Origin of the sequence: Sphingomonas alpina (genome assembly GCF_014490665.1) — a bacterium.
GTDB lineage: Bacteria > Pseudomonadota > Alphaproteobacteria > Sphingomonadales > Sphingomonadaceae > Sphingomonas > Sphingomonas alpina.
The window spans coordinates 2,239,381-2,258,350 of record NZ_CP061038.1 but is presented as its reverse complement, the minus strand read 5'-3'; the positions used below and the strand labels follow the sequence as shown (position 1 = coordinate 2,258,350).

The following is an 18,970-nucleotide window of genomic DNA, read 5'->3' as shown; positions in this document are numbered from 1 at the left end:
TGTCCGAGCGAGTCGGCCAGGAGACGCTACTTCACTGAGCTCGCCGGCTGAACGTCCTGAGTTTCCTCGCGCTGCGGATTGCGGATCGAGGGGCGCAGGCGCGCAATGCTGCATAGCCCGGCGATCAGGGCGAGGCCGGCAGCGAACAGCGGCGGTGCCATGCCTGCACCGATGCCCATGGCGAGGAGCGCCGCGACCAATGTTGCGCCGGTGGTCTGCCCGACCAGGCGCACGGTCGACACCAGCCCGCCCGCGGCGGCAGCGCGCTCGCGCGGTGCGCTACCGATGATCAGGCGCGCATTGGGCGGCAGGAAGGTGCCGAAGCCCGATCCGCACAACGCCATCCGCCACGCCACATCGAAATAGCTTGGATCTGCCGGCATGAAGGCGATCAGCAGTAGTGCGGTGATCGAGATCGCCATGCCGATGCCGCCAAGAATACCCGCCGGGATGCGGTCCGACAGCCAGCCGGCCAGCGGCGCGACGATCATGTTGGTCAGCGGCCAGGGCGCGATCGCTGCACCGATCGCGGCGGCGGTGAAGCCGTATTCATGCAGCCGGAAGGGTGTCGAGATCAGCAAGGTCATCGACGCGATAAAGGCAGTGAAAGCTCCGACCACCGACAGCGCGAGCACTGGACGCGAAAGCAGGTCGATCGGCAGGATCGGCTGCGCCTCTCCGCGTTCGCGCCGCACGAACAGCACGCCGACCAGTGCACCGGTCAGCACGATCGCGCCCGAGACGATCGGGCTGTCGCCATGCACGCCGGTTTCCAGTCCGCCGATGATCAGCCCGAACATCGCCGCGCACATCACCCCGCCGAGCACATCGAATGGTTCGGGTCGCGGCTTGGGGTCGGGGAGGGCGCGACCCAGCGCGAGCGAGGCAAGCGCGAAGGGCACCGCGCTGGCGAACACCCAGGGCCAGGGTGCGATCGCCAGTACCAGTCCGCCGACAGTCGGTGCTGCAGCGGCGGCGCTTGATACCACGACCGAGTTGATGCCCAGCCCGCGGCCAAGTTGCTTGGCAGGATAGATCGACCGGATCAGCGCGGAAGACACGCTGAGTGCCGCGGCAGCACCCAGCGCTTGTGCAGCGCGTACGATCAGCAGGAAAGGCAGGCTCTTGGCGAAGAAGCACAGGATCGTCGCCACGGTGAAGATCAACTGGCCGTACTGGTACATGCGCTTCAGGCCAATGCGGTCGCCGAGTCCGGCGAGCGGCAGCAGCAGCATGACCAGCACGAGCTGATAGACGGTGACCACCGTGACGATTGCTGAGCTGTCGACCTTCAGGTCGCGGGCGATGGTAGGCAGTGCGACATTGGCCACGCCGCCGTCGATGATGACCAGCGCCGTGCCGCATGAAATCGCCGCGATGGCGGCGTAGCGGCGAGGCAGGGGAAGGCCGTCTTTCACCGGTTCCGAATAGTCCTTGTTCGCCGCGACGCAACCTCGACGCATTTGTCAGACATGTCTTGCTGCAATGCAGCATATTGTGCTAAGGTGCGAACATGAAGTATCCGGAACATGACGGCCCCGAGGCCGCGCCGCAGGGTCCCGTGCCGACCATTTTCGAAGCGATCGTGCGCAAGCGCTGCATCGGGCTGACCTATAACCGGGTCAGCATGACGATGGCGCCGCATGTCATCTATACCAAGCATGACGATCTGTTCGTCGATGGTGTGGTGGTCGATCGCGAGGGCAAGCCGCCCAAGGAATATAAGGTCGGCACCTTCAAGCTGACCGGCCTCAGCGAGCTTGCGCTGACCGATCGCCCGTTCGTGACCAGCGATCTCTTCGATCCAGGCTCATTCAAATATGCCGACGCGCTGATGGCGGTCGATCCGGCCTGAACCGCCGGACCTGGCCGCCGGGCTGAATCAGAGCCCGCCGCCGAGCGACCGGTAGAGCTCGACCAGATTGGTGCCGCGGTTAAGCCGGGTGGTGACCAGTTGTTGCTGAGCGGCATAGGATGTGCGCTGCGCATCCAGTGATACCAGGAATGAATCGATCCCCGCCGTATAGCGGGCCTGCGACAGCTTTGCGGCGACTCGCGCCGCTTCGGCGCGTGCGGTCTGTGCTGAAACCTGCTCGTCGATCGTCCCGCGCTGCGCCAGTGCATCGGCGACTTCGCGGAACGCGGTCTGGATCGTCTTTTCGTACGTTGCGACGGCGCCCTTCTGGGCCGCTTCGGCGGCGCGCAGATTGCCCTTGTTTCGACCGGCGTTGAACAGCGGCAGCGAAATGGCCGGCGCGACATTGTACGTGCCCGTGCCGTTGCCGAAGAGCCCGGAAAGCGCGGGGCTGATCGTCCCCAGCGTCGCGGTGAGCGAAATGCTCGGGAAAAAGGCTGCCCGCGCCGCGCCGATATTGGCGTTCTGCGCGATCAGCTGATGCTCCGCCTCGAGCACATCGGGACGGCGCAGCAGCAATTCCGACGACAGATTTCCCGGCAGCGCGCGGACCATCGCATCGCCCTCGCCAAGCTCGGCGGGAAGCAAAGCCGCATCGACCGTCGTGCCGACCAGCAGGTTGAGCGCATTCTGGTCCTGCGCGATCCGGGTCGAGAGCAGGGCGATATCGTTGCGGGCGGACTGATAGTTGGTTTCGGCCTGGCGTGCTTCCAGCTCGGACGCCACGCCGATTCGGAACTGCGCGCGAGTCAGCGACAGCGTCTGTTCGAACGCCTTCAGCGTCTCGCGCGACAGGCGCAGCTGGTCCTGGTCGGACGCCATGGTCAGCCAGGCCGACGCGATCTCGGCGATCAGGGTGATCCGGGTCGAACGCTGCGCTTCCTCGCTGGCGAAATAGCGCTCCTGCGCTGCCTTGGTCTGGTTGCGAATGCGACCGAACAGGTCGAGCTCGAACGCCGAAAAGCCGACATTCGCCGAATAGGTCGAGATATCGCTGGACGCTGCGCCGGCGACCCCACCAAAGCCGGCCGCTTGCGCAGCGGTGTTGGTATAGGTCGCCTGCCCGTTTGCATTGATCGTCGGCAGCAGGTCGGCACGCTGTACGCGATATTGCGCGCGGGCCTGGAGCACATTGGCCGCCGCCAGCCGCAGGTCGCGGTTATTGTCGAGACCCAGCGCGATGACCTGCCGCAGCCGATCTTCGACGAAGAAATCGCGCCAGCCGATCTTGGTCACGTCCGGCGCGTCGGTCGGCGCAGTCGGATAGACTCCGCCCTGCGGCAGGGTGGCGGGCACCGCGCCGACCGGACGGACATATTTCGGCGCCAGGTTGCAACCGGCCAGTGCGACGCTTGCAGCGAGCGCGGCGAGGGTATGGGAACGAAGGGTCACGGTCAGGCTTCCTGCGGTGCCGGGGAGGGGGCGTTGGTGTCGGGAGCGGCATCCGTGGATGTCTTCTCGCCACCATGGCCGAACAGGCGCAGGACAACGACGAAGAACATCGGCACGAAGAAGATGCCCAATATGGTGGCCGAGAGCATACCACCGACCACGGCGCGGCCGATCGCATTCTGCCCGCCCGCGCCGGCGCCGGTCGAGATCGCCAGCGGCATCACGCCGAAGACGAAGGCGAGACTGGTCATCAGGATCGGCCGCAAGCGAAGCTTGGCCGCGGCAACCGCCGCGTCGAACGCGTTCATGCCTTCTCGCATACGCTCTTCGGCGAACTCCACGATCAGGATCGCATTCTTCGCCGACACGCCGATCGTCGTGATCAATCCGACCTGCAGGTAGATGTCGTTGTTGAGGCCGGTCATCGCCGCGGCGAGCAACGCGCCGAGCACGCCGAGTGGCACCACGAGCATGACCGATACCGGTACCGACCAGCTCTCATAGAGCGCGGCAAGGCACAGGAAGACGATCAGCAGCGACAGGCCGTACAGTGCGGGTGCCTGGCCACCGGAAAGCTGTTCTTCATAGGACAGCCCAGTCCATTCAAGGCTCGTCCCTGGCGGCAACTTGGCATGGATTTCCTCCATCGCCTTGATCGCATCGCCCGACGAATAACCGGGCGCAGCGGTACCGAGCAGTTCCATTGCCGGCTGGCCGTTATAGCGGGTGAGCTGCGACGGCGCCTGTATCCAGTTCAGCGTCGAAAAGGCCGAGAAGGGCGCCATCGTGCCGGTCGCGCTGCGCACGAAGAATTTGTCGATGTCCTCCGGCGCCATGCGATAGGGCTCGTCGGCCTGGACATAGACGCGCTTGACCCGGCCGCGATCGATAAAGTCGTTGATATACGAGCTGCCCCAGGCAGTCGCGATGGTGCTGTTGATATCGGCCAGATCAAGCCCGAGAGCGCGCGCCTTGTTTTGATCGACGTCGACCTTGAGCTGTGGCGCATCGTCGAGCGAATTGGGACGCACGCCGACCAGGCGCTTGTCCTGCATCGCCATGCCCATCATCATGTTGCGCGCGGCGACGAGCTTTTCATGACCTATCCCGCCGATATCAATCAACTGCATGTCGAACCCCGTCGCATTGCCCAGTTCCGGCACCGCGGGGGCACGATGGTGAAGATCATTGCATCCTTGAACTGCGAGAGAGTGCCCATGGCGCGACCGGCAATCGCCTGCGCCTTGTTGGCTGCACCCGAGCGTTCGTCCCATGGCTTCAACCGGACGAACACGATGCCGCTATTCTGGCCGGATCCTGCAAAGCTGAACCCGTTGACGGTGAAGACGCCGTCCACATTAGCCTTTTCCGCAGTCATCAAATGGTCGCGCACCGCATCCAGGGCTTTTTCGGTACGGCTGCTGGTCGATCCGGATGGACCTTGGACCAGTGCCAGCATCATGCCCTGATCTTCATCGGGCAGGAAGCTGGTGGGCAGGCGCACGAATAGCACCGACATGCCGACCGCGATCAGCAGATAGACCAGCATCGAGCGCTTCCAGCCGCGCGCCATGCCTTTGACGCCGCCTTCATATTTGTTCTGGCCACGCTCGAACTTGTCGTTGAACCAGCGGAAGAAGCGCGCGAGCAGGCCATTGCCTTCGCTCTTTTTGGGATCATGCGGTTTCAGGATCGTCGCGCACAAGGCCGGTGTCAGGATCAGGGCAACCAGGATCGACAGGACCATCGCCGCGACAATGGTGATCGAGAACTGACGATAGATCACGCCGGTCGATCCGCCGAAGAACGCCATCGGCAGGAACACCGCCGACAGCACCAGCGCGATGCCGACCAGCGCGCTGGTGATTTCGTCCATCGATTTGCGCGCCGCTTCCTTCGGCGACAGATGCTCGGTGGTGATCAGGCGTTCGACATTCTCGACCACCACGATCGCGTCATCGACCAATAGCCCGATCGCCAGCACCATGCCGAACAGGGTGAGCGTGTTGATCGAATAGCCGGCGACCGCCATCACCGCAAAGGTGCCGAGCAGCACCACCGGCACCGCGATCGTCGGGATCAAGGTCGCGCGGAAATTCTGCAGGAACAGGAACATCACCAGGAAGACCAGCACCACGGCCTCGACCAGCGTCTCCACCACCTGCTTGACCGAAAGCCGGACGAACGGCGTCGTATCATAGGGATAGACTATTTTGACGTCGGACGGGAATTGCTTGGCGACTTCGGCCACGCGCGCCTGAACGGCGGTGACGGTGGCAAGCGCATTGGCGCCCGGCGCCAGCTTGATCCCGATGCCCGCTGCGGGCTTGCCATTATATTTGGCCGAGGCGCCATAGTTTTCCGCGCCGATTTCGACCCGTGCGACATCCCCGAGCCGCACGACTGACCCATCGGTATTGCTCTTCAGCGTGATGGCGGCGAACTGTTCCGGGGTGGTCAGACGTGACTGGACCGACACCGTTGCGTTGAGCATCTGCTCCTTCGGTGCAGGCTGCGCGCCGATCTGGCCGGCCGATACCTGGGCGTTCTGCGCCCGCACTGCGGTCGTCACGTCGGTCATGGTCAGCGAATAGGAATTGAGCTTCAGCGGATCGACCCAGATGCGCATGGCATATTGTGCGCCGAACACCTGCGTATCGCCGACACCGTTCACACGGCTCATCGGATCCTGAAGCCGGGAGACGGCATAATCGGCCAGATCGATATCGCTGTGCGACCCATCCTCGGAGTAGAGTCCGATAAAGAGCAGGAAGTTGGCGGTTGCCTTGGCGACCTGGATGCCCTGCAGCTGGACTTCCTGCGGCAGGAGCGGGGTGGCCGCCTGCAGCTTGTTCTGTACCTGCACCTGCGCGATGTCGGGGTCAGTGCCCTGTTCAAACGTCAGGGTGATCGTGACGATGCCATTCGAGCTCGAAGATGACGAGAAATAGCGAAGGTTGTCGATCCCCTTCATCTGCTGCTCGATGATCTGCGTCGTCGTATTCTCGAGCGTCTGGGCATCCGCACCCGGATAGGTCGCAGTGATCGAGACCGCCGGGGGCGCGATCGTCGGGAACTGCGCAATCGGCAGAGTGTTGATCGCCAACACGCCCGCAAGCATCAGGATGATGGCGATCACCCACGCAAAAATCGGGCGATCGATGAAAAAGCGGGCCATGAGTCTTTACTTCGCCTGAGCTGCGGGGGCGCCTGGGGCGCCGGCGGGCTGCTTTGCGGGGGCATTCGGGTTCCAGGGCGACGGCTTCACCGGCATTCCGGGACGCAACATCTGACCGCCTTCGACGATCACGCGATCGCCCGACTTCAGGCCCGAGGTTACCAGCCAGCTGTCGCCGACCGTGCGGCTGGTCTTCAGCTGGCGCAGTTCGACCTTGTCGCCGGCACCGACGACCAGCGTGGTCGGGTTGCCCTTTTCGTCACGGTTGACCGCACGCTGCGGCACCAGCATCGCCTGGGCCTGAGTGCCCTCGACCAGCTCGGCGCGCACATACATGCCGGGCAGCAACAGGCCGCGCGGGTTGGGGAATACGGCGCGGATCGTCTGCGACCCGGTGGTGGGATCGACCGACACATCCGTGAATTTCAGCGTGCCCTCGATCGGGTAGGTCGAGCCGTCCTCCAGCTTCAGCCGGACCCGCGCATCGCCGCCGGTCGAGACCTGGCCGGCAATCACTTGCTGGCGCAGCCGCAGCACGTCGGCGCTGGCTTGAGTCACGTCGACATGAATTGGGTCGAGCCGCTGGATCGTGGTCAGCGCATCCGCCTGCGAGGAGGTGACCAGCGCGCCGGTAGTATAGATCGAGCGCCCGATCCGGCCGGAGATCGGCGCGGTGATCGTGCTGCGGCGCAGGTCGATCTGTGCGGTGCGCAGTGCAGCCTGTTGCACGGCGACATCAGCGCGTGCCTGCTGCGCTGCGGTCACGGCATTTTCGTAATCCTGGCGCGAGATGGCGTTGATCGCGACCAACTCGCCATAGCGCCGTGCCAGCGCCTGGCTCGACGCGATCGCCGCTTGAGCCCGGCTCAGTGCCGCGCGCGCGTTGGCGACCTGTGCCGCATAGGGTGCGGAATCGATGCGATAGAGCGGCTGCCCAGCGCGGACCTGGTCGCCTTCCTGGAACAGTCGCGCCTGAATCAGGCCATTGACCTGTGGTCGAACGTCCGACGTCTCGAAGGCCGCGGTCCGGCCCGGAAGCTCATTGGTCAGCCTGATCGCCTGTTCGCGAATCGTGACGACACTCACCGGTGCGGGCCCGGGCTGCGGCTGCTGCGGCGCCTGGCCGCAGGCGCTGAGCGTCAAAACCATCAGGGGGCCGCGTAGCGAAAAAAACCATGCCATTCCTACCGGAGTTGGGTATGTGAGTGATCGTTCACTCTCTGTCGGGGCCGCTACTGCAAAGGCTCTGGCGGCGTCAAGGCTTTAGGAGAAGTTCGGGGCAATGAATTTGGTAGACCTTGTGGCGAAAGAGCCGAAAGGGGCGGAGATCCGGCGCCGTAAGATACTCGACTGCGCGCGGGCTCTGTTCATCGACCATGGATTCCACGCGACCGGCGTTGCCCAGATCTCTGCCATGTCGGGCGTCGCGGTGGGCCAGATCTATCGCGACTTCGCCAGCAAGGAGGACATCGTCGTCTCGATCGTACAGGACGATTGCGTCAGTTTCATGGATGCGGAAACGCTGCGCGATGCGATTGACCATCGCGACAAACCCGGCGTGCGTGAATGGCTCCGCCATTTCGTCAACCCGCAGGACGAGCGTGGCGATGAGGACGGGGCACGCCTGTTTGCGGAAATCATCGCAGAATCGGCGCGCAACGAACGGATCGCCAGCATCTTCACGACGATCCATGACGATGTCCGCGGCAAGACGCTCGACGCGCTCGAAGTCCTGTCGGAGGGAAAAGACGAGGTGCCTGCGCGGGAGGTCGTTGCCGATCTGATCGCGACCATGTCGCTGGGGTTGATGCACCACCGCATGATGCGCCGCGACCTGGCGATGGAACCGCTGGTCGAGGCGCTGGAGCGGATCATCGACCGCGAGATCGAAGCGCTGAGATCCGGGCACCAGTGACCTAGCGCGGTTTCCAGTCGGGTGGGGCGAGTTCAAAGCCCGCAAAATCGAACGCCGGCGTCACGACACAGCTGACCAGGGCCCAGCCCGCGCGCGCCTCGGCCGATTGCCAGGCTTGCGGCGGAACGATTGCCTGGGGCGCATCGCCGGTCAGCAAGTGTTCGCGGGCGTCTCCGTCATCGATCAGCAAGGTGAGCGGCGATCCGCTATGCCATAGCCAGAGTTCGGCGGCGTCGACTCGGTGCCAGTGCGAGCGCTGACCGTCTTCCAGCAGATACAGGATCGCGGTGGCCAGCCCGCGCCCGCCATCGGGCGCGGGCTGGCGCATCGTCTCACGGTACCAGCCGCCCTCGGGGTGCTGCGCCAGTGCGAGGCGGTTTATCAGGGTGGCCGGGTCGGTCATCTGGCACCGTTGTCGAGGAACTTGCGCACCAGCGCCACGGTGGCGGCCGGATTCTCCTCCATGATCCAGTGGCCCGATCCCGGCACCACATCCCCGGTCACGTTTGTCGCACCCGCGCGCATCACGGTTGCCATCATCGGGCCGAACGATTTTTCGCCGCCCAAAGCGAGGATCGGCATGGTCAGTTTGCCCTTCGCGGCAAGCCATGCACGGTTGTCGATCGCGTCCTGGTCGAAGGCGGCGAACTGCGCAAAGCCCGAATGCATTGCGCCGGGCATCGCGTAGAGTGCGGCATAGTGAACGCGTGAGCCCTCCGTGAAGCTGGCTGGCGTGGCGGAGAATTCATTCCAGAAACGGTCAAGATAGATGCGCTCACGCCCCGCGACCAATCGCTCCATGTCCGGCCCGCCAAAGCGGAAATGCCAGAGGAGCGGATTCTTCAGTATCTCCTCCCATGGACCGACGCCGGGGATCGGCGCGTCGATCAATACGAAGCGACCGACCCGATCGGAATGAAGTGCGGCAAAGGCGAAGCCGACCATATTGCCGATGTCATGCGTGACGAGGTCGACCTTGCCAACCTTGAGCCGGTCGAGCACCGCGACAACATCCCCAGCCTGCGTCTTCTTGTCGAACCCTCCGGCGGGCTTTGACGACAGGCCCAGGCCGCGCAGATCGGGGACGATCAAGGTATGGTCGCGCATCAGGTCGGCAGCCAACGGCGCCCACATGTCCCCGGTCTCGCCATAACCATGGAGCAGGACGACCGCTGGTCCCTTGCCACCCACGCGGACATGGATCGTCGCGCCATTGCCGCTGACCTCCTGTGTCTTGAAGCTGGCGGGAAAGGGCGGCACCTGTGCCGTTGCGGAGGCGGCGAGGGTCAGCGCGGCGAGCGCCGCAAGAGTGATGCGGATCATGATGGACCTCAATTCCTGATAAAGGCGAGGAGGTCGGGATTGATCACCTCCGGATGCGTCGTACACATGCCGTGCGGGAAACCGGGATAGATTTTCAGGGTCGGTTGCTGCACCAGTTTGGCGGAGAGCAGGGCCGCGTCCTGATAGGGCACGATCTGATCGTCGTCGCCGTGCAGGATCAGGCACGGGATATCGATCTTCCTGAGATCCTCGGTAAAGTCGGTCTCGGAAAAGGCCTTGATGCATTCATAATGCGCGAGGATCGAGCCGGCCATGCCCTGCAGCCACCAATGATCGATGATCCCCTGGCTGATCGTCGCGCCGTCGCGGTTATAGCCATAAAAGGGATACGGCACGTCCTTGTACATTTGCGCGCGGTTGGCCGCGAGCTGCGTGCGGAACCCGTCGAACACTTCGATCGGCAGGCCGCCGGGATTGGCGGCGGACTTGACCATGATCGGCGGCACCGCGCCGATCAGTACCGCCTTGGCGACGCGCGCCGTGCCGTGACGGCCAAGATAGCGTGCGACTTCGCCGCCACCGGTCGAATGGCCGATCATCACGGCTTGCTTGAGGTCGAGATGCTCGAAGAGCACGGCGAGATCGTCGGCATAGGTGTCCATCTCGTTGCCGGTCGCTGTCTGGCTCGACCGGCCATGGCCGCGACGGTCATGCGCGATGACGCGGAAGCCGGCCTGCAGGAAGAACAGCATCTGCCCATCCCAGTCGTCGGCGCTGAGCGGCCAGCCATGGCTGAACACAATCGGCTGACCGCTGCCCCAGTCCTTGTAGAAGATTTCGGTGCCGTCTGCAGTCGTGACGTAAGGCATGCGGTGTCTCCCGGAATGGTGCCGCGCGCGGCCGACTCCGGCCGCTTCATCGGTCGCCGGGATGATGCCAGCGCGGGTACCGCTCGACCAGTGGAGATCATCGTCTATTCGCAATAAACCCAAGTAAAATCGCCCGCAAATGGGTCGAACTTTCCCCTGTTCGCCCCTGTTATCGCGGCATGTATTTTCTGCCCCTGTTATGTTGGATTTCCGGGAAGAAATAACGCTTGATTTTCAGGAGTCTGCGATCGTTCGCCCCTGTTATGAATATCAGGGGTGGAACAGCGGATAACAGGGGTGAGCCATCCTCTGTTCGCGTGGTAACAGGGGACGCATCCTTTAGTGTATTCATCATGAGAAAGAGCGAGGCCGGACTTGAGGCGTTCCGTCCGGGCGACGCTGTCATGGATGATGGCGCTATTGAATCGCCGATCGGCGAATGCCTCAATTGGCACGGCGCGCGGGGATGGCAATCAACAACGCAGTCCGAATATCGGGGCGGCGGTTGCCGCCGCCCCGATCGTTCAGCGGCAGATGCGCACACGGCGATGGTGGCGCCATTCGGTGCGGCAATGGTCGCGGCGGTTGTTCCAGCCATAGCGATTGCCGCCATTGTGACGGTTGTACCGGCGGTCATGGCGGCGATCGTCGCGACGATCATAGCGGCGATCGCGGCGGTCGTAGCGGCGGTCGTCACCGCGAGCTTCGCGGCGGTCATGGTCGCGATATTGTTCGGACTGGCGCGACTGATCGCCGCGGTTGCCGCCATTATATTGCGCGCTGGCGCCGGCCGACATGCCGAGCATCGCCAGTGTGAGGCCGGCTGCATATAAGAGTTTCATGATTCATCCTCTCGGGTCCGGGATATCGGACTGTGGCGATGATACGATCCGCCAACGGCATCGTTCCTGAACCGCTTGGTCAGGTCCTGTATTGGTTGGCTGCGCTGATTGAGCGATGCCCGGATCCGGTGATGCTTATCGCACATGCACCTGCCGGTCCTGGCGAAAGGGCTCCCAGATCGAGATATCGCGGTCGCAAGCGAGCAAATCGGGCAACGCATCGTGCCACGCGGCGCGATAGGGACGCTGGAGCTGCACCTCGAGTACGTCCTGATGATTCTCCCAGGTCTCGTAGAGCATGTAGCGATAGGGTGATGACGGATCGCGGTGGAGTATGGCCTGATGAAACATCGGCTCCGCCCGCATCGCATCGAGCACGTCCGTCAACAGGGCCAGGAAACGATCATGCGCCGCGGGCAGGACGTCGAAGATGATCGTATAGGTTATGGCCATGTGCCGCGCTCCTCTTGTGTCGAATGCGCGGCGGGATGCAGGGTTGAGGCCGAAGCGTCGATTACCCGACGGGTAATTGCCCTCATCGCATGCCCCGATTTCGCGAAACCGGCGACGATGGCAAAGTGTCGTGATATGGGTCGGCAATGAACCGGACCCGCCCTGTTCCGCCGCAGCATGCAGGGCACCGCCCATGAACTTTGTGCAATTCCTGAAGTCGCTCGACGATTTTCTCTACGAAGCGATGAGCTGGCTGGTCTTCTATCCGATCACCCTGGTGCGCACGGTACAGCATCCGCAATCGATGATGGACTATGCCGACACCGAACTCGGCGACCGTGAGGAGGAACAATATACCGACACGCTGAGCCCGCCGCTGTTCCTGCTCCTGACCTTGATCCTGTCGCACCTGATCGAGCTGGCGCTGGTCGGCGAGAACCCGATCGTGAAGAGCAATCGCGGCGTTTCCATGCTGATCGACGACGATACCAGCCTGTTGCTGATGCGGCTGGCGATCTTCAGCATCTTCCCGCTGATCATGGCCGCTGGCCTGTTGCGGCGAGAGGGCACCCGCTTCACGCGCAAAACGCTGAAGCTGCCTTTTTACAGTCAATGCTATGTGGCCGCGCCGTTCGCTTTTCTGATCGGTTTCGCGGCGACCATCGCGCAATGCCATTGGAGCTGGTCTGGCCATGCCGCGCTGGCGATGATGGCGGTTGCGTTCCTGTGGTACGGCACGCAACAGGCGCGCTGGTTCGCCGGCCATTTGCATACGAGCCTGGTGCGCGGTTTCGGGATCGCATCGATCGGGATGATCGAATGCGTGGCCGTCTGCATCGTGGTGCTGCCGCTGCTATCCTGAACGACAGGGTCTGGACCCTAGAAGCGCCGGCCGTCGCTCCAGTCACCGATATCGCAGCTGCCACGGAAGTGTTCGATCCCGTCGATCGCGATCCGGCCGCTCCGGCGATCGATATCGACCCTTGGGCTATTGAGGCCGTTCAGGCGATATTTCGCGGTGATGCGGTTCCGGTCTACGCGCAGATTGGTCAGGTCCCACCAGCCGTCGCGGCCGCCCGAATGAATCGGCGCGACCAGCTTGCCGGTCAGATGGATGCGGCCACGCCCATTATAAATCTCCACCTGCACCTGGGAGTCGAAATTCTGTCGTCCACTGACATAGCCGCCGCGATATTCGTAGCGGCGGCGATCGTCATTCCACTCATAGCCCGACCGGTACTCAGCGCCCGGCTTGTTGCCTTCGCCATAGCAGATCAGGGTCAGCGACCCGCCGCGATCATAAGTGTCGTCATAGCCGCCGCGCCCGGGCGGCCGTCATTGTCCGGAGGATATCGGGATGGCCGCCGGTCGTCATCCCGATCCCGATCGTTTCGCCCGCGATAATCATCGCGCTGGCCGCACTCCACGGACGGGACGCTGTTGATCGCACTGTAGCGGCCGTTCGACGTGGTGATCTGCACGCATTGGCGGTTGCGGTCGTTCCACCACAAAGACCATTTCGCGGTGCCGCCGGTGGTGGTGCGGACGAAGCGATACCCGCGCATCTGCATCTGTGTGTCGCCGCCGGCGGCGCGCGCATAGACGAGATCGAGGAGATCGGACGGCGCCTGTGCGGGCGCACCCTGGGCGCCCGGCGCCAGCGTTGCGGCAGCGAACATGAAGGCGAGGGAGCTGACCATGGTCGTGCCTTTCGATAATCTTGTCGGCGTAACTCCGGCTAACCGATTCCGGCTCATCACGCGATGTGTTTTCTATCCGGTTCGGCCCCAGTTACAGTCGATATTGTTCGGATCGATGGACATTCATGTCGAAACCGAACCGGATCAAATAGTGATTGGACCATCCAAATAACCGGATTATGCGGGAGCATGACCAAATTCGACGGGGCAAGTCCCGATCATCATCACCTGAAAGCGGAAATCGATCGCTTGTTGTCGATCTGCGATACGCTGGGCGTCGGCGTCGTGGGCTGCTATCTGCAAATGGCGGCCGATACACTGGAAACAGAGATGTCCACGGCGTTTGTCGCGCCGGCACCGGTCAAGCAGCCTTATTACTCCAACTGATCTTGCCGGGCGGGTGCCGATGGCATCGCCCGGCGTCGGTCGAGCCGGACATGGCTCTTCCTGACCCTTCTCGTCGGGCGCGGGTAATCCGCGTCCGTTGTGATTCTCCCACCTTTGATCTTGCTTAACAGCGGCTTCCGCCTGATTAACGGCGCGAGGGAAGGGGGAGCCGTAGCGGGGAATGCCGGAATCGCGTTTCGACAGATTGACGCTGCGCCAGAAGGATTGTCTCCGGCTGGTGGCGCAGGGCTATACCTCGAAGGAAATCGGCCGCGAGTTGGGTATTTCATACTCGACCGTCGACAATCACCTGCTGGCGGCGACGCAGGCGCTGGGTGCCGGCAGCCGCGCCGAAGCAGCGCGCCTCTTCATGCGGCATGCGGCGGATGAAGGCGGGGATCAAGGCGAGTATCCGGTGGGGGATTCTACTGGGCAGCAACTGCCTAGGCAGCCGCAAACCCTTGCCGTTCAGCCATTTGTTGCCGATCCATTGCCCCGACAACAGCGGGGCCCGCAGGACATTCTGTCGCGGCTGGCCCCACCCATCGGGGGTAGAGACAATGACCTGACCCGTTCGCAACGATTGTCGGCGATCGCACGGATCGCCTTCTTTTCGGTGCTGGCTTTTGTTGCCTGCATCATGATCATTCGGATGAGCCTGCAAGCGCTGTCCTGATCACCGAACCCGTTATTCGTCCGCATTTTATCAACGTGCCGTGTTCCGGCGCGAGGAGATTCTCATGACTTTTTTGACCGAAGCCGCGGGGCGCGTCATTTCGAGCGACATGGTTGCCGTGTTCCACGCAACCGATGATGCGCTGCTGAGCAGCGCGCGTGTGGCGGCATCGATGCTGGAGGGAACTGCGAAATCCGACCTGCACCCCCGGGCCAAGCAGAAGCTGCTCGAATCGCTCAGTGCCGGGTTCGACAAAATGCTGGCCGGGCGCCGAGACATGGTGAACGCGCATGGCCAGATGATCGTGATCCAGCGGCAGAGCAATCTAGCGCCGGTCGGGTTTGGCTGCTGGGGCGCGCCGGAGAAGGTGCTGACGGGCCAGGATCGTGCCGCCCCGATGGTCGAGCCGATGCCATCGGCGGTCGCCTGAGCCTTGGAGGCCGAAGCCGCCGTCTTGACGCATTCGTGACGTCTGTGTTGGGGCAAGGCGATGGTGAGCCAATTATTTACGATCCTGTTATTTGCCAGCTGCGGCTATGCCTGCATTGCCGGCGGGAAAGACGGACGATGGATTTCGCTGTTCATCATCGCCGCGGCGCTGCTCAGCATCCCGGCATCGTATCTCGAACAAAGCTGGGCGCACACGCAGTTGCCGGTCCTTGGCGTCGACCTGTTGCTGCTCGGCGCGCTGGTTGCGGTATCGTTGCGCAGCCGGTATTTCTGGCCGCTCTGGATGACCGGGTTTCATCTCGGCAGCATCGCCACACACCTCGCGACGATCGCGGCACCGGTCCAGCTCAAGCCGATGTTGTACTTCGCGATGCAATCCTTCTGGAGCTTACCCATGCTGCTGGTGATGGTGGCGGGAATCATGTTCGACCGCCGTGCCGCGCGCATGCCGTCGCGGCACGCGTCGGGAGGCGGCGCTCGTGAGTTCGGCCGATCCGCCCTGCCGGGGCGCGATGGACTGGCGCGGCCTGACGACGAAACCCGCGTCCAGCCTTGATCTTCCGTGCCTGAACGAGGCGGGGCTTTCGGACGCAAGGCTGTTCGATGGCGGGCCGCCGGACCATCTGGACATCGTGCGCGATTATCTGCGCGCCCGACGCGGGCGTACTCAATTGCTGCCGGCGGAGCTTTTCGCCGAGCCGGCCTGGGACATTCTGCTCGATCTCTATGTGTCGCACATCGAGGGACGGTGCGTCAGTGTCGCGAGCGCTTGCGACGCTGCTGCCGTTCCCCCAGCGACCGCGTTGCGCTGGCTCGACCGGCTGGTCGTGCTTGGCCTGGTGCAGCGTGCGGGCAATTTCGACGACCAGCGCCTGTCGTTCGTTGACCTCAGCCCGACGGCGCTTGAAGCGATCGAGCGCTGGGTGGAGGATTTCCTGCTCGCGGCGCGACGTGGAGGTGCGGAAGGCTAGGGAGCGGGTGGAGCTCGCTTCCAACCGCGGCCAGGCGAATCCGTGTACGGTGTGGGACGAACCCGGTAATCGAGGCTTTATGCCGATGCTGCCTTCGCCTAGGATCGCAGCCATGCGGGGATTTCAAGCGACGCGGATCGGGAGCGTGGCGGTGGCCGTGTTGATGCTGTCGGCCTGTGGCGGCGGCAATTTTCGTCCCGTGAGCGATATGCCCGTCCGGATTGGTCAACCTTATCAGATCCGCGGTACGACCTATGTGCCGGCCGCCGATCCGCGCTACGACGTGCTGGGCTATGCCAGCTGGTACGGTAATGAATCCGGCAACCGCACCGCCAATGGCGAGCGCTTCCGCCCCGGCTGGATCACCGCTGCGCATACCACCCTGCCGCTGCCCAGCTATGTCGAAGTGACGGCGCTCGATACCGGGCGGCGGATCATCGTGCGGGTCAATGACCGCGGGCCGTTCGTGCGGGGTCCGCGCATCATCGATCTGTCGCGCGGTGCAGCGGAGATGCTCGGCATGAAGGCGCAGGGGCAGGCGCCGGTCCGCGTGCGCGCGGTCGAACCGCCGGAGAAGGACCGCAAACGCCTGCGTGAGGGCAGGCCCGCGCGCGACCTGTCGCCGGTTGGGGAGCGCGTGCTGCAGAATCTGCGTGCGCAATTGTCGGGGGCGGGATTCTAGCGAGGCGAAAGATCGATGGCCGAGACGGATGACACCTGATGATCGAAATGCCGGGTCTGGTCCCTGAACTGGATGTTATCAGCCTCGAAGCGTCGCTCGCCATCTATCGCGGCGTGCTGGGCTTTGAGCTTCTGGCGGAGCGCCCGGACGAAGGTTTTGCCTATCTCGGTCGCGGAAGGGCGCACCTGATGCTGCAGCAGGCGGACGGGCCGGGGCGACGGTTCCGAACGGCGCCGCTGGAGAAGCCCTATGGGCGCGGCATCAATCTGCAGATGGAAATCGACGATGCCGACGCGCTATACCGCCGGGTGGTCGATGCGGGTCTGACAATCGTTCTCGCGCTGGAGGAACGATGGTATCAGCAAGGGGCAATGAGCAGAGGCCAGCGGCAATTTGTCGTCAGCGACCCTGACGGATATCTGCTCCGGTTTTTCAGCACTCTGGGCACACGCGACGCATAGCTGCCCGACTGGGCGTGTACCGCGGTTACCTCACCATGATGAGCGGAGAGGAAAAATCGCATGCCGTGCCCCAGTTCCATATCCTGATCTCGCCCGCCTGGAGCTTTTCGAACGCGTCGGGCATGATCGGGCAGGCGCGGAGCTTGGCTGGCGAGGCCTTGGTAATCTGTCGCTGGATCTTGCCGATGATCGACCGCAATTTCACCCAGTCCACCTCATCCAGGAATTCCTCCGGAAAGATCGACTGGCCGCGCGCGCCCTTTTCGGTCCAGCACGTAATCGATGAATCGGCGAGGCACCCCATCTGATCATTGTTGCGGTTCACTCTGATGCAGGCAGGGCTGAGCAATATCGTCCGCCCCTTGCCTCCTAATTCTCTCTGCATTTCGGGTGTGAAGGTTATTCGGTCGATGCGCGGCTGGCCGCCGACACCTTGCGGCCAGGCGGTGAGAGTCCAGCCGCCATCATCGAGGTAGCGGGAGACGACATCCCAGCCCTCGAACCAGCGATTGGGTTTATCGGGCCGTGAATATCCCTCGAACAGCTTCATCTCCGGCACGTCGAAAAGCCATTGCCAGACCTGGGCAATGTCCGATTGGGTAGCGAAGAAGGTCATGGTCATTGGCTATTGTCGCCTTGCCGGCGGCATCGGTCTAGCGATCATACTCCGGGGGCGGCAGCTTCACGGGCGTGGGATTGAGTGTCACCCAATTGACGGCAAGCTCGCACATCCGGTTCGTATCGCCGTTTCGTCTCTTGATCTCGGTGATAATCTCCCGCGCGTCGGTCAATTCGGCGTCGGGAAGTGGGGTGCCGGTGCCGACATACGCGAGGAAGGCATCGGCCATTTTCCTGAAATCGGCGTCCCAATTGCCCCCGCCATTGCCGTCGATCTCGCGGCGGATCTTGCCGGCGATGCGGATCACTTCGCCCTGTGTGGTGCTGGCAGGACCTTTTGACGGGATCAGCAATTCCCAGAGTTCCTGAAAGCGGTCTTCCCAGCGCGCGGCCCTGGCTATGATCGGCGATGTGCCGTCATGCATGGCGCGGCGGGGAACTGGTGGCACGTCGAACAGGGCATAGAGTTTGTCGAGCCCGGCGCTTGTTTCGTCGAGATAGTCGGGGTTGAAACCGGCGCGATGAAATTCGAAACCGGTGCCAATCCGCGTGACGAACGCCTTCATTGCCGGCGTCTGATGCGCATCCGCCTTCCGGCGCGAGCCAAAAACGGCGGATAAAAGTCCCTTCTGCTTTGGCGCCTGGCGCCGGCCTTCCTCGATCAGCAGTTCCGCCAGCGTCGCCATGTTCTTGATATTGGCGTTGCTGCAGGACTGCAGCGCATGGGCCAGCGGCGTCTGTTTCGCGCGGTTGAGGGCATCGACCCGCGCGCCATGCTCGATCAGCAGGTGTGTGGTGCGGAGATTATAGTGTCCCGCCGCCTTATGGAGCGGCGTGCCGTGCAGGTTCTCGCCATGATGAAGGTCCGCGCCAAGCTCCAGCAGAATCTCGACATTCCCCTGCCAATGTCCTGCCCGCGAATGCAGCGGAGTTTCCCCATAGGTGTCGACCGCCGAGAGATCGGCACCTTGCTCGACCAGCCAGCGTGTCAGTCCGTCAGGACACTGGTTGAACGCCAACGCGGTCTGCTTGCGGTAGCCGCCCCGCGCATTGATGTCGCAGGTGTCGAAGATCGCCTTGAGCGCGTCCAGGTCGCCGCTTTCAAGTTGCGCCTCGAAATCCTTCGGCAACAACTTCTTCCTGGCTTTGGCCATGACGCACCTCCTGATCGCGATCT

At 63.1% G+C, this 18,970-nt stretch carries 22 protein-coding genes and 1 pseudogene; 10 read left to right on the top strand and 13 right to left on the bottom strand.

Annotation, left to right across the window (positions count from 1 at the left end):
- Positions 1-26: 26 nt before the first annotated feature.
- A complete protein-coding gene (locus H3Z74_RS10390; protein ID WP_229727018.1) occupies positions 27-1,463 on the bottom strand; it encodes an MFS transporter in 1,437 nt (478 codons plus the stop codon).
- A gap of 50 nt (positions 1,464-1,513) precedes the next feature.
- On the opposite strand from H3Z74_RS10390, the gene H3Z74_RS10385 reads away from it, so the two are divergent.
- Entirely contained in the window at positions 1,514-1,855 is a 342-nt protein-coding gene (locus tag H3Z74_RS10385) for a WYL domain-containing protein (RefSeq protein ID WP_187763778.1), read from the top strand.
- A 27-nt stretch (positions 1,856-1,882) separates the two neighbouring features.
- On the opposite strand, the gene H3Z74_RS10380 is transcribed toward H3Z74_RS10385, so the two are convergent.
- The 3 genes and pseudogenes from H3Z74_RS10380 to H3Z74_RS10370 form a co-directional block, all read right to left on the bottom strand.
- A complete protein-coding gene (locus H3Z74_RS10380) occupies positions 1,883-3,307 on the bottom strand; it encodes an efflux transporter outer membrane subunit (protein ID WP_187763777.1) in 1,425 nt (474 codons plus the stop codon).
- Between the two features lie 2 nt (positions 3,308-3,309).
- Positions 3,310-6,485 (bottom strand): annotated as a pseudogene (locus tag H3Z74_RS10375) (efflux RND transporter permease subunit).
- A 6-nt stretch (positions 6,486-6,491) separates the two neighbouring features.
- Positions 6,492-7,634 carry an efflux RND transporter periplasmic adaptor subunit gene (locus H3Z74_RS10370; RefSeq protein ID WP_187763776.1) on the bottom strand — a complete coding sequence of 381 codons (1,143 nt, stop codon included), beginning with the start codon at positions 7,632-7,634 and terminating at the stop codon, positions 6,492-6,494.
- Between the two features lie 133 nt (positions 7,635-7,767).
- Between H3Z74_RS10370 and H3Z74_RS10365 the strand changes: the two genes are divergently transcribed.
- Complete coding sequence (locus tag H3Z74_RS10365; protein WP_229727017.1) at positions 7,768-8,400, top strand: TetR/AcrR family transcriptional regulator; 633 nt, start codon at positions 7,768-7,770, stop codon at positions 8,398-8,400.
- Between the two features lies 1 nt (position 8,401).
- Here H3Z74_RS10365 and H3Z74_RS10360 read toward each other — a convergent pair whose 3' ends face one another.
- The 5 genes from H3Z74_RS10360 to H3Z74_RS10340 all read right to left on the bottom strand — a co-directional run bounded on the left by H3Z74_RS10360 (position 8,402) and on the right by H3Z74_RS10340 (position 11,848).
- On the bottom strand, positions 8,402-8,803 hold the full coding sequence (locus H3Z74_RS10360; RefSeq protein WP_187763775.1) for a cupin domain-containing protein: 402 nt from the start codon (positions 8,801-8,803) through the stop codon (positions 8,402-8,404).
- Entirely contained in the window at positions 8,800-9,723 is a 924-nt protein-coding gene (locus tag H3Z74_RS10355; RefSeq protein ID WP_187763774.1) for an alpha/beta fold hydrolase, read from the bottom strand. Before H3Z74_RS10355 ends, H3Z74_RS10360 begins: the two co-directional genes overlap by 4 nt.
- A gap of 8 nt (positions 9,724-9,731) precedes the next feature.
- A complete protein-coding gene (locus tag H3Z74_RS10350) occupies positions 9,732-10,553 on the bottom strand; it encodes an alpha/beta fold hydrolase (protein WP_187763773.1) in 822 nt (273 codons plus the stop codon).
- A 524-nt stretch (positions 10,554-11,077) separates the two neighbouring features.
- Positions 11,078-11,395, bottom strand: a complete 318-nt coding sequence (locus H3Z74_RS10345) for a hypothetical protein (protein ID WP_187763772.1) — start codon at positions 11,393-11,395, stop codon at positions 11,078-11,080.
- Between the two features lie 135 nt (positions 11,396-11,530).
- Positions 11,531-11,848: a putative quinol monooxygenase gene (locus H3Z74_RS10340; protein ID WP_187763771.1), complete on the bottom strand. Its 318-nt coding sequence runs from the start codon at positions 11,846-11,848 to the stop codon at positions 11,531-11,533.
- 193 nt (positions 11,849-12,041) lie between these two features.
- On the opposite strand from H3Z74_RS10340, the gene H3Z74_RS10335 reads away from it, so the two are divergent.
- On the top strand, positions 12,042-12,710 hold the full coding sequence (locus H3Z74_RS10335) for a hypothetical protein (RefSeq protein ID WP_187763770.1): 669 nt from the start codon (positions 12,042-12,044) through the stop codon (positions 12,708-12,710).
- Between the two features lie 17 nt (positions 12,711-12,727).
- Here the strand turns inward: H3Z74_RS10335 and H3Z74_RS10330 are convergent, their stop codons facing one another.
- Both H3Z74_RS10330 and H3Z74_RS10325 read right to left on the bottom strand, forming a co-directional pair.
- On the bottom strand, positions 12,728-12,997 hold the full coding sequence (locus H3Z74_RS10330) for a hypothetical protein (protein WP_229727016.1): 270 nt from the start codon (positions 12,995-12,997) through the stop codon (positions 12,728-12,730).
- Between the two features lie 131 nt (positions 12,998-13,128).
- Positions 13,129-13,527 (bottom strand): hypothetical protein, encoded by a 399-nt coding sequence (locus H3Z74_RS10325; protein WP_229727015.1) that lies wholly within the window; start codon positions 13,525-13,527, stop codon positions 13,129-13,131.
- 210 nt (positions 13,528-13,737) lie between these two features.
- On the opposite strand from H3Z74_RS10325, the gene H3Z74_RS10320 reads away from it, so the two are divergent.
- The 7 genes from H3Z74_RS10320 (at position 13,738) to H3Z74_RS10290 (ending at position 17,175) form a co-directional block, all read left to right on the top strand.
- The gene (locus H3Z74_RS10320; protein WP_187763768.1) at positions 13,738-13,935 is read left to right on the top strand and encodes a hypothetical protein; all 198 of its coding nucleotides are present in this window, start codon (positions 13,738-13,740) and stop codon (positions 13,933-13,935) included.
- A gap of 181 nt (positions 13,936-14,116) precedes the next feature.
- Positions 14,117-14,611, top strand: coding sequence for a helix-turn-helix domain-containing protein (locus H3Z74_RS10315; protein ID WP_187763767.1), 495 nt, complete (start codon positions 14,117-14,119; stop codon positions 14,609-14,611).
- A gap of 64 nt (positions 14,612-14,675) precedes the next feature.
- Positions 14,676-15,041, top strand: a complete 366-nt coding sequence (locus H3Z74_RS10310) for a hypothetical protein (RefSeq protein WP_187763766.1) — start codon at positions 14,676-14,678, stop codon at positions 15,039-15,041.
- A 63-nt stretch (positions 15,042-15,104) separates the two neighbouring features.
- Positions 15,105-15,617 carry a hypothetical protein gene (locus H3Z74_RS10305; RefSeq protein ID WP_187763765.1) on the top strand — a complete coding sequence of 171 codons (513 nt, stop codon included), beginning with the start codon at positions 15,105-15,107 and terminating at the stop codon, positions 15,615-15,617.
- Positions 15,574-16,032: a MarR family winged helix-turn-helix transcriptional regulator gene (locus tag H3Z74_RS10300; protein ID WP_187763764.1), complete on the top strand. Its 459-nt coding sequence runs from the start codon at positions 15,574-15,576 to the stop codon at positions 16,030-16,032. The genes H3Z74_RS10305 and H3Z74_RS10300 overlap by 44 nt, the downstream gene beginning before the upstream one ends.
- 112 nt (positions 16,033-16,144) lie before the next feature.
- Positions 16,145-16,714, top strand: coding sequence for a septal ring lytic transglycosylase RlpA family protein (locus tag H3Z74_RS10295; protein WP_187763763.1), 570 nt, complete (start codon positions 16,145-16,147; stop codon positions 16,712-16,714).
- Between the two features lie 38 nt (positions 16,715-16,752).
- The gene (locus H3Z74_RS10290) at positions 16,753-17,175 is read left to right on the top strand and encodes a bleomycin resistance protein (protein WP_187763762.1); all 423 of its coding nucleotides are present in this window, start codon (positions 16,753-16,755) and stop codon (positions 17,173-17,175) included.
- A gap of 25 nt (positions 17,176-17,200) precedes the next feature.
- Here the strand turns inward: H3Z74_RS10290 and H3Z74_RS10285 are convergent, their stop codons facing one another.
- Together H3Z74_RS10285 and H3Z74_RS10280 are read right to left on the bottom strand one after the other, a co-directional pair.
- Positions 17,201-17,797: a hypothetical protein gene (locus H3Z74_RS10285; RefSeq protein WP_187763761.1), complete on the bottom strand. Its 597-nt coding sequence runs from the start codon at positions 17,795-17,797 to the stop codon at positions 17,201-17,203.
- 31 nt (positions 17,798-17,828) lie between these two features.
- The gene (locus H3Z74_RS10280) at positions 17,829-18,947 is read right to left on the bottom strand and encodes an ankyrin repeat domain-containing protein (protein WP_187763760.1); all 1,119 of its coding nucleotides are present in this window, start codon (positions 18,945-18,947) and stop codon (positions 17,829-17,831) included.
- Between the last annotated feature and the right edge of the window lie 23 nt (positions 18,948-18,970).

Bases quoted from the DNA above. Each gene is read 5' to 3' on its own strand.
- H3Z74_RS10370 (WP_187763776.1), bottom strand. From the start codon at position 7,634: ATGGTTTTGACGCTCAGCGCCTGCGGCCAGGCGCCGCAGCAGCCGCAG.
- H3Z74_RS10320 (WP_187763768.1), top strand. From the start codon at position 13,738: ATGACCAAATTCGACGGGGCAAGTCCCGATCATCATCACCTGAAAGCG.
- H3Z74_RS10300 (WP_187763764.1), top strand. From the start codon at position 15,574: ATGGACTGGCGCGGCCTGACGACGAAACCCGCGTCCAGCCTTGATCTT.
- H3Z74_RS10325 (WP_229727015.1), bottom strand. From the start codon at position 13,527: ATGTTCGCTGCCGCAACGCTGGCGCCGGGCGCCCAGGGTGCGCCCGCA.
- H3Z74_RS10355 (WP_187763774.1), bottom strand. From the start codon at position 9,723: ATGATCCGCATCACTCTTGCGGCGCTCGCCGCGCTGACCCTCGCCGCC.
- H3Z74_RS10285 (WP_187763761.1), bottom strand. From the start codon at position 17,797: ATGACCATGACCTTCTTCGCTACCCAATCGGACATTGCCCAGGTCTGG.
- H3Z74_RS10385 (WP_187763778.1), top strand. From the start codon at position 1,514: ATGAAGTATCCGGAACATGACGGCCCCGAGGCCGCGCCGCAGGGTCCC.
- H3Z74_RS10280 (WP_187763760.1), bottom strand. From the start codon at position 18,947: ATGGCCAAAGCCAGGAAGAAGTTGTTGCCGAAGGATTTCGAGGCGCAA.
- H3Z74_RS10295 (WP_187763763.1), top strand. From the start codon at position 16,145: ATGCGGGGATTTCAAGCGACGCGGATCGGGAGCGTGGCGGTGGCCGTG.
- H3Z74_RS10390 (WP_229727018.1), bottom strand. From the start codon at position 1,463: ATGCGTCGAGGTTGCGTCGCGGCGAACAAGGACTATTCGGAACCGGTG.
- H3Z74_RS10315 (WP_187763767.1), top strand. From the start codon at position 14,117: ATGCCGGAATCGCGTTTCGACAGATTGACGCTGCGCCAGAAGGATTGT.
- H3Z74_RS10340 (WP_187763771.1), bottom strand. From the start codon at position 11,848: ATGGCCATAACCTATACGATCATCTTCGACGTCCTGCCCGCGGCGCAT.
- H3Z74_RS10290 (WP_187763762.1), top strand. From the start codon at position 16,753: ATGATCGAAATGCCGGGTCTGGTCCCTGAACTGGATGTTATCAGCCTC.
- H3Z74_RS10335 (WP_187763770.1), top strand. From the start codon at position 12,042: ATGAACTTTGTGCAATTCCTGAAGTCGCTCGACGATTTTCTCTACGAA.
- H3Z74_RS10310 (WP_187763766.1), top strand. From the start codon at position 14,676: ATGACTTTTTTGACCGAAGCCGCGGGGCGCGTCATTTCGAGCGACATG.
- H3Z74_RS10360 (WP_187763775.1), bottom strand. From the start codon at position 8,803: ATGACCGACCCGGCCACCCTGATAAACCGCCTCGCACTGGCGCAGCAC.
- H3Z74_RS10350 (WP_187763773.1), bottom strand. From the start codon at position 10,553: ATGCCTTACGTCACGACTGCAGACGGCACCGAAATCTTCTACAAGGAC.
- H3Z74_RS10365 (WP_229727017.1), top strand. From the start codon at position 7,768: ATGAATTTGGTAGACCTTGTGGCGAAAGAGCCGAAAGGGGCGGAGATC.
- H3Z74_RS10345 (WP_187763772.1), bottom strand. From the start codon at position 11,395: ATGAAACTCTTATATGCAGCCGGCCTCACACTGGCGATGCTCGGCATG.